This is a genomic window from Citrobacter sp. Cm038 (genome assembly GCF_030333105.1).
GTDB classification, from domain to species: domain Bacteria; phylum Pseudomonadota; class Gammaproteobacteria; order Enterobacterales; family Enterobacteriaceae; genus Citrobacter; species Citrobacter murliniae.
Map to the genome: position 1 here is coordinate 795,552 of NZ_JAOWGO010000022.1, position 15,278 is coordinate 810,829.

Here is a 15,278-nt window from a genome sequence, read left to right on the forward strand (position 1 = left end):
TTGAAGCAGTGTAGCAGTTAGGTAGAACTCAATTTAACAGATTGGGACTTTATGTCGCTTTGTGCTGAAAGGGGAAGATAAATATAACCCGTTCATTGTACTCAGACCGTACTCCATCAAGAGGAAATCAATGTAAGACGGAAATTGCTACCGTACTCACCATCAATCATTGGCGGTCAATAAGCAGTAATAATGAAAAAGGGTGTTCCAGGAGTAAGCGGTTATCAGGGACCGGCGGGTGGGTGGGGCGCGGTAAAAGCCGTCACTGCTTCAGTGTTTTCGCAAAAGGCAGTCGTGCGCGACATTATCGCGATGTTTAAAATGAACCAGGTGAAGGGGTTCGACTGCCCGGGCTGCGCATGGCCAGATCCGGGTCATCGTGCGCCGATGGAGCTTTGCGAAAACGGCGTAAAGGCAGTTTCCTGGGAAACCACCACGAAGAAAGCGTCACCGGCGTTTTTTAGCCGCCATCCGGTTTCAACCTTGTGGCAATACAGCGATTATAAACTGGAAAATACAGGCCGTTTGACGCATCCGATGAAATACGATGCCGGAACTGACACCTGGCAGGCTGTCGAGTGGGACATTGCGTTTCAGGAAATTGGCGAACGCCTGCGCAGCTATGATTCAGCACAGCAAGTAGAATTTTACACATCCGGCAGAACCTCAAACGAGGCAGCGTTCCTTTACCAGTTGTTTGCCCGCGAATACGGCAGCAGCAACTTTCCCGATTGTTCAAACATGTGCCACGGCCCAACCAGTGCCGGGCTGACGCGGGCAATCGGTTTGGGGAAAGGAACCGTAGAACTTGACGATTTTAACCATTGTGATCTGGTGATTTGCATTGGACATAATCCTGGTACTAATCATCCGCGCATGCTCACCACGTTACGCGATGTCGCCAACCGTGGGGCCAAAATTATCTCCATCAATCCGCTGACCGAAAGAGGGCTTGAGCGCTTTAGCTTCCCGCAGAGTCCGAAAGAGATGTTCACCGGCCAGGCGACGGAACTCAGCAGCGACTACTACCAGGTCAAAATGGGCGGCGATGCCTCATTGCTCAAGGGTATTATGAAGGCGTTGATCGAAATGGATGAGGCGCGGATCTTGCTCGATCAACCGCCGACACTCGATCATGCGTTTATTGATGAACATACCGCCGGATATTCTGCGCTGTATGAGGATTTACGCCAGCGTAGTTGGGCGGAACTGGAACTGGATTCCGGTCTGACGCGTAGCCAGATGGAAGATCTGGCACACAACTACAATAAGTCCCGCGCCACCATCATTTGTTACGGACTGGGTATCACCCAGCATAAAAACGGTACGGAAAATGTTCAGCAACTGGTGAACCTGCTGTTGCTTAAAGGCAACATCGGTAAGACGGGGGCGGGGATTTGCCCTCTGCGTGGTCATTCGAATGTACAGGGTGACCGTTCTGTGGGGATCAATGAGGCGGCATCAGAAGATTTCCTGCAGCGGCTCGAAGCACATTTTTCTATCACCGTTGCGCGTAAACATGGTCGATCCAGCGTGGAAAGTATTCGGGCAATCGAACGGGGCGAGGCGAAAGCCCTCATTTGCATGGGAGGCAACCTGGCGGTGGCGATGCCAGAACCGCAACGTACCTTCGCGGCGATAAAAAAACTGGATATGCAGGTCCATATCGCGACCAAGCTGAACCGATCGCATTTGCTGCTGGCAAAACACAATTACCTGTTGCCTGCGCTGGGCAGAACGGAACGCGATATACAGGCTACCGGTGTTCAGTCTGTAACCGTCGAGGATTCGATGTCGATGGTGCATGCCTCCTGCGGTGGGCTGAAGCCGGCCTCCAGATGGTTAAAATCCGAACCCTCCATTGTGGCTGGAATGGCACGCGCCACACTTCTTCATTCGCCGGTAAACTGGGAAGACTTAGCAGGTAATTACGCGCTGATCCGCGAGGCTATCGAAGCCGTTATCCCGGAGTTTCATGATTACAATGCACGTATCGCTGAGCCGGGTGGGTTTCGCATGGATACGCCAGCATCACGTCGCGAGTGGCGAACTGCGAATGGTAAAGCCAACTTTGTCGTCAGCCGTCAGCGCGCAATCGAACGTGAAAACCAACCTGCTGATGCGCTGGTGCTGGCAACGTTGCGTAGCCACGACCAGTACAACACCACTATTTATGGGATGAACGACCGTTACCGTGGCATTACCGGTCGGCGCGATGTGGTTTTTTTAAGTGAAGATGAAGCGACTGCTCGTGGTCTGATTCAAGGTGATGTTGTGAACGTTCAGGCACTGGACGATAGCGGGCAGCCTTGTGTTGAACGCATGATGTACGGGCTAACGGTGGTGATTTACGACATGGCGGCGGGTTCCATTGGTGCGTATTTGCCGGAAGCGAACGTGCTGCTGTCACTCGATGCGGTCGACACGGAAAGTTTGACCCCGGCATATAAAAGCGTACCGGTTATCCTGATGAAAGCGTAGTTCCTGATGTGAATTTTTCTCCTCTGAGCGCCAGTCGCTGCGTTGAGGTGTATGATAGGTCGACCTCTGTCCGGTTAGTGTCGCAGAGCAGGCAATCAGAGCGAAAATTCACGCCAGACTGCTCAGGCTGTATTGTTTTGAGGTAAGGTGCATGAGCAAAGGAACGACCAGTCAGGATGCCCCATTCGGGACATTATTGGGCTACGCCCCAGGCGGCGTAGCAATCTACTCTTCAGATTACAGCTCCCTCGACCCGCGGGACTATGACGATGATGCCGCCTTTCGCAGCTATATCGACGATGAATATATGGGCCACAAATGGCAGTGCGTTGAGTTTGCGCGCCGCTTTCTTTTCCTCAACTATGGTGTGGTGTTCACGGATGTGGGCATGGCGTGGGAGATCTTCTCCTTGCGCTTTCTGCGTGAAGTCGTGAATGACAATATCCTGCCGCTTCAGGCATTCCCCAACGGCTCACCCCGGGCACCGGTAGCTGGTGCGCTGCTTATTTGGCAAAAAGGTGGCGAGTTCAAAGATACCGGCCATGTGGCAATTATCACTCAACTACTGGAAAATAAAATCCGCATTGCTGAACAGAATGTGATCCACACGCCGCTGCCTCCTGGACAGCAATGGACTCGCGAACTGGAGATGGTGGTCGAAAATGGCTGCTACACGCTGCGTGATACCTTTGATGACACCACGATCCTTGGCTGGATGATCCAGACTGACGACACCCGATACAGCCTGCCGCAGCCGGAAATCGCCAACGAGTCATTGAAAATTGACGGTGCACGCCTGGAAGATAAAGGGCAATTTGATGGCAAATGGCTGGATGAGCAGGATCCGCTACAAAAAGCCTACGTGCTGGCGAACGGACACGTGATTAATCAGGACCCACATCAGTACTTCACCATTACCGAGAGTGCAGAGCAGGAACTGATAAAAGCGACCAACGAGCTGCATCTGATGTATCTCCACGCCACTGATAAAGTGCTGAAAGACGATAATCTGCTGGCTCTGTTTGATATCCCGAAAATCCTCTGGCCACGACTGCGCCTTTCCTGGCAGCGTCGTCGCCATCATATGATCACCGGTCGTATGGATTTTTGTATGGATGAGCGTGGGCTGAAGGTATACGAATACAACGCAGATTCTGCATCGTGCCATACTGAAGCCGGCCTGATCCTTGAAAGATGGGCTGAACGGGGTTACACGGGGCAGGGGCACAATCCTGCAGAAGGGTTGATTAACGAACTGGCGGGCGCCTGGAAGCACAGTCGTGCGCGTCCTTTCGTACATATCATGCAGGATAAGGACATTGAGGAGAACTACCACGCGCAGTTTATGCAGCAGGCGCTACATCAGGCTGGTTTCGAGAGCAAAATCCTGCGTGGTCTGGACGAGTTGCGTTGGGATGAAGCGGGACAACTGATTGATGGCGACGGTCGTCTGGTGAACTGTGTCTGGAAAACCTGGGCATGGGAAACCGCGATTGAGCAGGTGCGCGAGGTGAGCGAAACCGAGTACGCCGCTGTTCCGATTCGTACCGGACACACCCACCAGGAAGTGCGCTTGATCGACGTGCTGCTGCGCCCGGAAGTGCTGGTCTTTGAGCCACTGTGGACGGTGATCCCTGGCAACAAGGCGATATTGCCGATCCTGTGGCAACTGTTCCCACATCATCGCTATCTGCTTGATACGGATTTCACTGTCAACGACGAACTGGCACAAACCGGTTATGCGGTGAAACCTATTGCAGGACGTTGTGGCAGCAACATCGATCTGGTGAGTCATGAGGAAGAGTTACTGGATAAGACCAGCGGTAAGTTCGCAGAGCAGAAGAACATTTACCAACAGCTTTGGTGTCTGCCAAAGGTTGCTGGTAAATATATTCAGGTCTGTACGTTCACCGTAGGCGGTAACTACGGTGGCACCTGCCTGCGCGGTGATGAGTCGCTGGTGATTAAAAAAGAGAGCGATATCGAACCGTTGATTGTGGTGAAAGCGTAGCCTTGTTATCCCCGTGCTGGCTGATTTGCCATAGCGGGGTTTTAACGAGCGAGCCGTAATCGAAAATCCAAAAAGTAAAAACCGCCATCAGGGCGGTTTTTTTTGAATAGTGGTGTTGGGTCTGGACTTACAGTGCACACTGGCCATCGCTGCACCCTGATGTTACAGGTTCTTCTGTGGGAACAGACAGAGATTCGCTCAACAACGCGCCGATTTCTGCCCCCAGTGCCAGGTCGTCTACCTGACCAAAATATTGCTGGCGTAAGTATCCCTGCTGATCAATTAACGTCAGTGTCGGTGTACCGCGCATAGCGTAGGCCTGCATGGTTTGAGGAATGTCGCTTTCCGCAGACGGCATGTCCACTCCGACGGGAAAGGGGATACGGTATTCTGAAAGAAAGGTTTTCAGCGCTTGTGCGGTCATCACATCATGATGTTCGAAAACAGTGTGTAGCCCGATCACTGCCACCTTATCCTGCGGAAAAGTGGCGTAAACGCGAGAAACCTGCGGTAACCCGTGAGACACACAGCCTGGACACAGCATCTGGAATGATTCCATCACCACGACCTTGCCGCGCAGTGACTCCAGGGTTATCGGCTGTGGTGTATTAAACCAGCGTTCAACAGTCAGGGCTGGTGCGCGCGGATGACGAATCTTATTCATGTTCTCTCCAGAATCCGCATGGATCTGCGGGTTAGTATCAGTTACTGGTTTACTTTACCCGGCAGCATTGGCTTACGAAGGTAACTTTAAATACATCCTCGACGCAAAGCAGCAGCGCGTGAACGGATGCATTAGCCCGTCATACCGGCCAACCCGCGTGAAAGAAAATGGCGACTCTCCCTGTGGGATAATAGTATCGACTCGGTATCATTCGATTGTATGCGCAGGCAGAATCGCCTGTCAATGTAGTTTTGATTCGATACTATATGCAAGGGAAACTCCACACCCAGGCTGGAAGGTGTGCTTATCGGATATGTTTACTGGTAAACAGGAACGGGTTGAGGTGACCTTGAAAAGGGACAGGTCAGGATAAGCCGTTAGCTTTGGTACTCTGCTTTGCTGACACAAACGTTTGTCGGAGAAAAGGTATTCCCTAACAGATAAGCGTTGTTAATTTCATAAATCTGTACGCGTTTTTCAGGCATAGACAGGTCAAATATATTACGGGTAAACAACTTATCAGGAACGTCATCGATATTATGTTTGTTCATTTTCATCTCGTTCATAAACACAGTACCGTTTTCTTCAATTCGATAATCGAAGCTGACAGAACGTTGCAAGATGAGTTGTTTTTCGGGACGGTTGCCTGATTCTGCTTGCGTTGATATGACGCCAGCAAAATCCAAAATGCCAGTGTTATCTTTCTGGAGTTGAACCATCAGGCTGCCATTGTATTTCCCGCCTCCAGGTAGTTCAGGAAGCGAAAGTATGGAAATGCAGCGCACACTTATCCCGTGATGAGCAGGAATGACTGTCACACCATTAAGACTTAACAGGGCGCTGCATACCAGCAACATGGCTGAGGAAGAAAGCAATATTTTATTTTTAATATTCATGTATATATACATCCTTGCATCCGGCAAATTTCGTTTTTTCTGTATTTTTGAAAGTACAGCGGGACAGGAAAACACGCCCCTTTTCGCCGTAAACATACAGGTCGTCAGGCTGAAAAATAAATGATGCACCGGGCTGACATTTCAGGTGTAAATCAGCCATCTTTCTGGCCTGCTCAAGCTTGACTGGAGCCACTTCTTGCGAACTTTTATAAAGGGTATAAACCGGACATTGGTCAATGTTGCCGAGTTTGTGCAATGGCAGGACAGGAATGCTGTTTTCTTTGCCACTAAATAAAGACATTACCGGGTAAGAAAGCATAAACAGCGAGAGGCAGATGGTAGTGAGCAGCGCTATTTTTACTCGCTTCGAAATCGGAGGGATGATTTTAGCGATGTGAGGGGGGGAGAAGGAGACACGAGGATGCTCTTCTGCCACAGATATTAAACCCTCAGCAATAAAAAAGCCTACGCGTGGCACAGTCTGAATGATTTCTTGCTCACAACCAAGCTCCAGCAATCCTTTGCGAATCAGGGAAATATACTGGCTCAGTGAGTTATTTGATGCCTGCAGACCATTTTTGTCCCAGACATTGATGAACATCTCTTCTCTGGCGACGACTTTCCCTTCCTGCTGCAGCAGATAAGTCAGGATTCGGTTTGCTGTAATAGATAGCATTACTGAATTGTCAGGTATACTCAGGCTTGTCAAAACACCGTCATCACTTCTGAATGTAACTTCATTGTTAATAATATATTTCATTTTTTATTCATTAACAGAGTATCACTTAATTATAAACCATCACAATTCTTCTTTCTTGTTGCAGAATGATGAACTGCCTGATTGCCTAAAATGTAGTGTTTTATTTTTGTCTTTTGACATAAAAATTTAAAGTATCAGTTTAAATATCTATAGATGCGTGTTTTTTTGATGCAAATACCTGGTTTTTTTGAGGGGTTTTATTCTAGACTCGTTTTTTTTTGATAAAAACTCCCTGAAACATACAGTTCCAATATGTCGTTATTCCCTCGGATATCCGGAATGTTAAGGCGCACAACAGGAGCTATCAGTTCTGCTAAACAGGAATTACTTCGTTCTTACTCATGGTTCTTACCTTCATTATTCTATTGATACGTTACTGAAAAGCGCTGATACGGACAAGATTTTGTGTTTCTGCATCGCTATTCATTTGCTCAAGTTGATAAGGGATCAGGCGCGTTAATATCAACGTGTGGCGAGGTAATATTTATCTCATAACGATTAAGGTTCTCCAGAGTCATTAGGTCATTGATTGATTTGTAAATGACCGATGTTTTTAGAAGATGGTGTTTCACCCTTCATGAAAGGGCTAAAAAATCACACTAATAAAATAATAGAAAAATTGCAAAGCATCAAGAGACTTAAAACATTGGCCAGTAGCGTGTGATGCTTTTCGCTTATTATATACGACAAGCAAAGTCTTTGAACCTGCAAAATTGGCGAATTGTGAAGTGAAGTTTTTCCAACTGCAGTCGTAGTCATCGTCCATGAATGTAATTTTTTGCAAATCAAGTGGATTGAATTTTTTATTATAAAGATTATAGTATGAGATTAGTCTTATAGATATCTTTGTCTATATTCAAATTCTCATTTTAAATGAATGGAGACTTATTATCATTTGAATTTTTACAGCCTTTTAATAAGCTGGAATTGTTTATTTGTTGTGATGTGAGTGTGTTGTGTAAATTACAAAATTTATACATATGATTATCAATCATTTGGTTGTTTTTTGTACTTTATTAACATAAAAATCTTTGCTGTATTAAATTTATAGTCATATTATCTATATAATGTATCACTTTCGATATAAATAGATATTGCTATGCTTGAGTAATACCATCCGTCGAGTACAAGTTGCTCAATGTTTCAGCGGAAAACTTCCAGCGAAGAAGTCGTGTCCGTCCGCTGTATATTCATGAGTTCATCTACTGCTATGTGACCACGAAAATTTGCCAGTAAATAAAGGCATCGTGGAGTCCGTCGGAAAGGTAATTATGAATAAGATTTATAAAGTGGTATGGAGTGTGTCGCGCTCGTGTGCAGTTGTTGTTTCTGAATTGGCTAATCGATCTGGTGCTTCAGTAGAAACTAATAGCGACGTAGGTATTCGAGTTAATAACTATCGCTTTAATTTATCAACGTTGGCGTTAAGTATAATTGGTGCAGTATTCGCGACGCAGTCGGTAAATGCTCTGGCCGCCGATTATGTACTGCCAGAATACACACCATATACCAATAGTAATGGTGTTGGTCAGCTTGTTGTTGGCGATGGTGAAACGATGAATATCGTCACAGGCGCTAAAGGATATGGCAGTATTGCTTCCGGGGCATCTGGTTTCCAGACGATGACAATTCAGCAGGCAATGGATAGCGGGTATATTTCATCTGGTAGTGAAAATATAAACCTGAAACAAACGACATTAGGTGGTCGTACGCACAGTATTCAATATGTCGATCCTGTCACTGGAGCCTCACGCACAATACAGGTTTACGACAGTAATAATTTCTCCACTAATAATATCGGCGATCTGACGACATATCTGGGGGTTGCAGTTGGCAACGGACAGTATGTCAATATGAAGCTGGCAACCGTAAAGTCGGGTGGTGAGCTTGATGTCAATATCGGTTCAAAGGGAAACGATTGGGCAGAACACACAGAGAACAAGTTTAATGCTGTCACTAAGGTTTCCGGGATTTATAACGTTGAGACCAGCGCCAGCGATACAAAAGATGCCGTACTGAACTACAACTCTAAAACTATCGTGCAAAGCGGTAGCATCGGTAATGTCGCGGATACTTCTGGAAAAACGTTTAGCTTTAATACCGCAACTTACAATGGCACCTTCTCCAGTGCGTTAGGCCAGTATACCGTTAACAATATTGATGATTTAAAAACCTATAATGATGCCCTGGTGAAGGCTGTTGAGGCGGGCCAACTCTCACCTGCAGACTATCAGGCTGAGTTAAACAAAGCCTATTCCACGGAACAAAAAAGCATCCACTTCGATACCAAGATCCCGGCCGGCGATGCTGTATTGCAGCTTGCAAACCGGGATGTGAATAGTTTCATAAAAGCTACCGGAGCGCACTCTGTCGTTAATATTTCTGCTGATGCAAATATTCAGGCTGTGTTCAGTGATACCTCCGTGGTGACATTGACCAAAGGCGCCACGCTGAACAACAACGGTACGTTAGGGACCGCTGCTGGTGCATCGGGGGGCGATTATGTCATTTCGGCACGGGACAGCATCGTGAATAACAACGGTGTTATTGACGGGGGTACCAGTCTTGATGTGAAAAACGCATGGGTCGGTGCACATACCGCGATTCTGTCGACAGGTACCACAAAAGTGCAGAATGACGGCATTATCAACCTCGCTTCTCACCAGGATATTTATAACGCTTACGCTTTGCTGATGAACGACACGGCAACGTTTATAAATAATGGCGTAATGAATATTGCGACTGGCGGTGAACCAGTGCAATCCATCGATAGTGTATACACCTACGGTGTATTTGCTCAGCATAATGTCGTTGCGACAAACAACGGGACTCTCTATATCGGACGTACCGCCCAGGCGGTAAAAGATGAAACGACCAGTGAGGTTGTGGTGACGCTCCCCGCCATTGGTATGTATGTGAAAGGTGGGACTATCAATAACCCCGGCAACATTACTATCGGGGAAAAAGTAGAAAATGCTGTTGCTATCAAGGCGGATGGTAGCGAGTCGCCAGATGGCATCAGCGTTAAGCAAAATGGTGTTATCGATATCAATGGTACCGGGTCAGCGCAAAATACCGGGCTGATGGGTATTAACGGCGCGAAAGGTCTGGAAAACAGCGGCAAGATCAATCTGAATGGGTACAGTGCCAGCGGGATTGAGCTACAGGGAGGGAGCGAGGCGCTTCACTCCGGCAGCATCAACATCACCAATGGCAGTACAACCGACAGTACGCAGAAAAACATTGGTGCCTGGGTTGAAGGATCGGGTTCACGACTGACCATGAGCGGGAGTGTCAGTCTTGCTGCAGATAACGCGATTGGTCTGCATGTTCGTGACGGCGGTACGATCGATATTACTGATACGGGTAAAGTGTCTTTTGACAGTGGTAAGAACCAAATCGGTTATTTTGTTTACGGTAGCGGTTCTAAAGTCAACGCATCCTCTTCGACCCTGCAGGACGTATCGACTGAAGGGTCAACGCTATACCGTATTGAAGGCGGTGCAACCTTTGATGGTAGTGGGTCATCAGGTACGACAATGACGGCATCAGGCAAAGACTCCACTATTCTGCAAGTGACGGGGACGGGAAGCCATTTTGATTCCGGTTCGCAATCATTGAGCATCACGGGCGACGGTGCCACTGGCGTGCGTGTGGAAGGCGGTACTGATGGTGTTATCACTAAAGATGCGGTGATTGTTAAGCTCTCCGGTAAAGGGACCACTGCCGGGATTGTTGATGGTAATTATTACGATCTGTCCGGGAAAGTTGATGCGAGTCTGAAGGGCGACTCTGTACTTACCAGCTATGCCACATTGAATACCAGCAACACAGCGGATGGTGCCTTCGGCTACATCGCTCGCAACGGTGGTACGCTTAACCACCAGGGTACTATTGATTTCGCCCAGGCGGGCAGCACTGGCGTCCTGGTTTCTGGCGGCACGCTGAATAACGCTGGTGATATTAACGTTAATGGTGTCGCGGTCAGTATTGAAGGTGCTGATTCGGTTGTTAAAAACGATGCGACGGTAACCGCGACGGATGGCACAGCAGCCTATCTTGTTGGCAATGATGCCTCGCTGAGCTTGACCGGTTCGGGGGAAACCAAAGCAGCAGGAGACGCGCATGGCATCCTGCTGGCTAACGGCGCGAAAGGCCTGACTGTTGATGGCGCTACCATTACGATGGACAGCGCTGGCAAAGGGAGTGCTATTGAAAACGTCGCTAAAATTGCGGGCATCCAGTTAAAAGATACTACTGTAAGCGTAGGTAACGGTATTGGTATTCATACCGGCGCATCGCTGGCGCAAACCAACTCCGGTACTGTTACCGTAACGGGTAGCGGCACGGGGATTTTGTTTGAAAATATTGACGGTAGCGAAACCGATCAAACGCTGGATATGTCCGACTCACGCAATCTGGTGATCAACGTCGAACAGGCTGCAGGCAAAGGGATTGTCACCAATGCGTCAACCGATCTGAAAACAGGTGTCAGCGTTAACGTGCTCGACAGTGACGGCGGTGAAGCGCTGATTATTGGGGGGACAACCAAAAATGTTGAACAATCTGGTGAGCTAACCTCGAAGTCAACAAGCCATGCGGTGGTCAACGCTGATAATGGTGCACTGGAAAGTTTCATTAATAAAGGTGTGATTAAAGCGCTGGATGCCTCGCAAAAAGCAGTGGAAATGCTGACGGGGGCCGGGGTTGCGTTTACAAACGCCGCAGGCGCGAGCATTGTCGGACAGGTTAATCTGATGAGCGGCGATAACACGGTTACGCTGGATTCTGGTAGTACGGCCACGGACGTCACGACCGGAAGCGGTAACGATTTGTATGTGCTCAATGATATTAAAGAGACGGAGACATCGCTGTTTACCAGCCTTAATGGTGGTGCGGGTGGAGATACACTTCAACTGAAAAACGCGCAGTACATCCTGAATCGTACTGATGCTATCAGTGGTATGGAGCATATTGATCTCACTGCTGGCTCCGTATTTACCGTTGATAATGTCACATTTGCGCTGGGTGATAATCAAAACGATGCTGCTGATACTGGTTATAGCGTCGACGAGACCAGCACGCTGTCGCTGAAATCCAATAGCACGTATGTCTTTAACAGTCATCTGGCGGGTACCGGTACGGTAGAGGTGGATGCCAGCGGTAATGCGTTCGATTTTACCAGCAACAATGCAGCAGACGGATTCAATGGCACGCTGGCGCTGAGCAACAGCACCTTTGAACTGGCGGGGTTGAATACTCTGGCGCTGAGCCAGGCGACATTAAGTGCGGGTACGGGTAGCGTGACGCATGTGGCTGTTGGCGAGCAGAAGATTGGAGGACTCGCCTTTAACGGCGGTACGGTCAGTTTTGACGGTGTGACCCCTGGGCAGAGTAACGCTGAAGGGACTATTCATTCAGGGAAGATGGATCTTTCCGGGCGCGGTACCGTGCAGGTTGATACTGGCACGATCAGCAACGATCGTCCGCTGGCTGATACCACGCAGTCACTGCTTGAACAGGACGATGCGCAGTCGCTGATCCAACTGGCTACCTCAGATACCCCTGTTTCAGGCGGTGCGGGTAACCTGACGCTGACTGATAGCAATGGCAATATCATTAGTGATGGCGTGGAAGTCGATATCAGTCAAAACGGCGAGGTCGTGGCGAAAGGGACTTATGACTATCGTCTCACCGGCGGTGCGAGTGATGACGGCCTGTACATTAACTATGGCCTGACGCAGGTAGAATTGCTGGCATCTGGAGATAATGCGCTGGTACTGGATGCAAACGGCAAGACCGGCAATGCGGCGGATCTCAGCGCCCGTGTAACCGGGAGCGGAGATTTGGCGTTTGACAGCCAGAAAGGCCAGACGGTATCACTGTCCAATCAGGATAATGATTATACCGGCGTTACCGATGTACGCAGCGGCAACCTTCTGATGCAAAATGATAATGTTCTTGGGCAGACCAGCGAACTGCGTCTGGCGACAGAGTCCGGGTTTGATATGAATGGTCATCGCCAGACTATCGGTAAGCTAGCTGCGGCAGCAGGCTCTTTGCTGAATATTAACGGTGGTAGCCTGACACTTGAGCACGGCGGCTCAGCAGACGGTGTGTTAACGGGAAGTGGTGAGCTGAATGTGAATGCCGATACGCTGACCATTACTGGTGAAAACAGTACGCTGACGGCGACAACCACCATCGCGGAAGGTGCCCGCGTGTTAATGAACACGACTCTGGGCCTTGGTTCGGGTGATATTGTAGCGGCAGGAACGCTATCGATCGGTAAGGCCGCAGGCAATCTATACAATAATATCAGTGATGCCGGGCTGGTTGAACTCAACGGCAGTGATGTTGTGCTGGTAGGCAATAACAGCGCTTTCACCGGTCAGTTCTCTATCGATGCGGATTCCCAACTTACCGCTTCTATTGCAGAAAACCTGGGCAGTGCGGATGTGAGTAATACGGGCTCTCTGGTATTGAACAGCGACACTGACTGGCAACTCAATAATGATGTATATGGTAGTGGTCGAGTGACCAAACTGGGCGCAGGCTCCGTTACCGTAGGTGATAACGCAGCCTGGACCGGGCAAACGGATATTGAGCAGGGCGGCTTAGTGCTGGGCAACGCAACGTCGCCGGTTATCCTTGCCAGTTCACAGGTGAATGTTGCGACATTTGGCATGCTCTCTGGTGTCGGTGGTGTTGCTGGCAATGTGAATAACGCAGGGAGAGTGCAGGTTGGTACCGGGACTGGCGATAATCTTCTGTTTACGGTGGGAGGCAATCTCACTAACAGCGGTACTATTAAGACCGGCGTGAATGGCCAACTGGCGGGCAACCAACTGGTAGTTAATGGCAATTATGCGGGTAATGACGGCCATCTTTCATTAAACACTGCTTTGGGGAATGATGATTCCGTAACGGATAAGCTGGTTGTGAAGGGTGATACCAGCGGCACAACTTCAGTTAGCGTCACTAATGCTGGTGGGAAAGGGGCTGCCACGATCGACGGTATTGAAGTGATCCACGTAGACGGGCAGTCGGATGGTGAATTTACGCAAGCAGGTCGTATTGTGGCGGGCGCTTATGATTATACTCTTGGGCGTGGCCAGGATGAGAACAGTGGCAACTGGTATTTGACCAGTGGTAAAACAGATCCAGACCCGGATCCGAAACCAGATCCTGATACTGATAAAGATCTGCGCCCGGAGGGTGGGAGCTACACGGCAAACCTGGCGGCAGCAAATAATATGTTTGTTACCCGTCTGCACGATCGTCTGGGTGAAACCCAGTACATCGACGCGCTGACAGGCGAGCAGAAAGTGACAAGTATGTGGATGCGTCATGTCGGTGGACATAACAACTGGCGTGACGGTAGCGGCCAGCTGAAAACCCAGAGTAATCGCTATGTAATGCAGATTGGTAGCGATATTGCCCGCTGGAGTGGCGATGGACTGGATCGCTGGCATCTTGGCGTGATGGCCGGGTATGGACATAACAACAGCAATACGCGCTCCTCATCTACAGGTTATCGTTCTGATGGTTCCGTGAATGGTTACAGTGCTGGGGTCTATGCAACATGGTATGCCAATGATGAAACGCATCAGGGGGCTTATCTGGATACATGGGCGCAGTACAACTGGTTTAATAATAGTGTCAAAGGCCAGGGTATTCAGAGTGAATCATACAAATCGAAAGGGATTACCGGATCGCTGGAGCTGGGTTATACGCACAAGCTCGGTGAATTCACCGGAAGTAAAGGTTCTGAAAACGAATGGTTTATCCAGCCGCAGGGACAAGCTATCTGGATGGGGGTTGAAGCAGACGATCATCGTGAATCGAATGGTTCTCACGTCAGCGGCAAAGGAGATGGCAATATCCAGACTCGGCTGGGAGTCCGTACTTTCCTGAAAGGCCACAGTGCAATTGATGATGGCAACGCACGAGAGTTCCAGCCGTTTGTGGAAGTGAACTGGATCCACAATACCCGTAACTTTGGCACAACAATGGATGGGGTCAGTATCCGACAAGAAGGCGCACGTGATCTGGGTGAAATTAAAACGGGTGTTGAGGGGCAAATTAATCCGCAGCTCAATATCTGGGGTAATATTGGCGCGCAGATTGGAGATAAAGGTTATAACGATACTTCAGCGATGATTGGTATTAAATATAACTTTAAGTAACTCAAACTAACTAGATCGAATTCAGTCAGTCCTGGCAATTGACTGAGTTCGAGTTACTTTTTTGGTGCCAGAAAGCAAAAAACCAGCCCTAAGGCTGGTTTTTCTAAATAGTGGTGTCTGGAATCGGATTCGGGGAACTTAAATACTCGTGTCTGGATAGAGTATTTTATGCTAAGTTTTAGATAAATAATCTATCGCATGTTAAAGAGTGTCGATATTAATGGCTTCCTAAGGTAAATATTTAATACGTTATATTTATGTTTTGTTGCATTTACTG

At 48.6% G+C, this 15,278-nt stretch carries 6 protein-coding genes; 3 read left to right on the plus strand and 3 right to left on the minus strand.

Annotation, left to right across the window (positions count from 1 at the left end; genetic code table 11):
* Positions 1–192 precede the first annotated feature (192 nt).
* Positions 193–2,481 (plus strand): FdhF/YdeP family oxidoreductase, encoded by a 2,289-nt coding sequence (locus tag OGY01_RS15125; protein WP_286493295.1) that lies wholly within the window; start codon positions 193–195, stop codon positions 2,479–2,481.
* 151 nt (positions 2,482–2,632) lie between these two features.
* Positions 2,633–4,492 (plus strand): bifunctional glutathionylspermidine amidase/synthase, encoded by a 1,860-nt coding sequence (gene gss, locus OGY01_RS15130; protein ID WP_048220563.1) that lies wholly within the window; start codon positions 2,633–2,635, stop codon positions 4,490–4,492.
* A 127-nt stretch (positions 4,493–4,619) separates the two neighbouring features.
* Here gss and OGY01_RS15135 read toward each other — a convergent pair whose 3' ends face one another.
* The 3 genes from OGY01_RS15135 to OGY01_RS15145 all read right to left on the minus strand — a co-directional run bounded on the left by OGY01_RS15135 (position 4,620) and on the right by OGY01_RS15145 (position 6,812).
* Positions 4,620–5,156: a redoxin domain-containing protein gene (locus OGY01_RS15135; protein ID WP_286493296.1), complete on the minus strand. Its 537-nt coding sequence runs from the start codon at positions 5,154–5,156 to the stop codon at positions 4,620–4,622.
* A gap of 377 nt (positions 5,157–5,533) precedes the next feature.
* On the minus strand, positions 5,534–6,052 hold the full coding sequence (locus OGY01_RS15140; RefSeq protein WP_048220566.1) for a FidL-like protein: 519 nt from the start codon (positions 6,050–6,052) through the stop codon (positions 5,534–5,536).
* A complete protein-coding gene (locus tag OGY01_RS15145; RefSeq protein ID WP_284096779.1) occupies positions 6,042–6,812 on the minus strand; it encodes a winged helix-turn-helix domain-containing protein in 771 nt (256 codons plus the stop codon). Before OGY01_RS15145 ends, OGY01_RS15140 begins: the two co-directional genes overlap by 11 nt.
* Positions 6,813–8,083: 1,271 nt before the next feature.
* Here OGY01_RS15145 and OGY01_RS15150 point away from each other — a divergent pair.
* A complete protein-coding gene (locus tag OGY01_RS15150) occupies positions 8,084–15,001 on the plus strand; it encodes an autotransporter outer membrane beta-barrel domain-containing protein (protein WP_286493297.1) in 6,918 nt (2,305 codons plus the stop codon).
* Positions 15,002–15,278 lie beyond the last annotated feature (277 nt).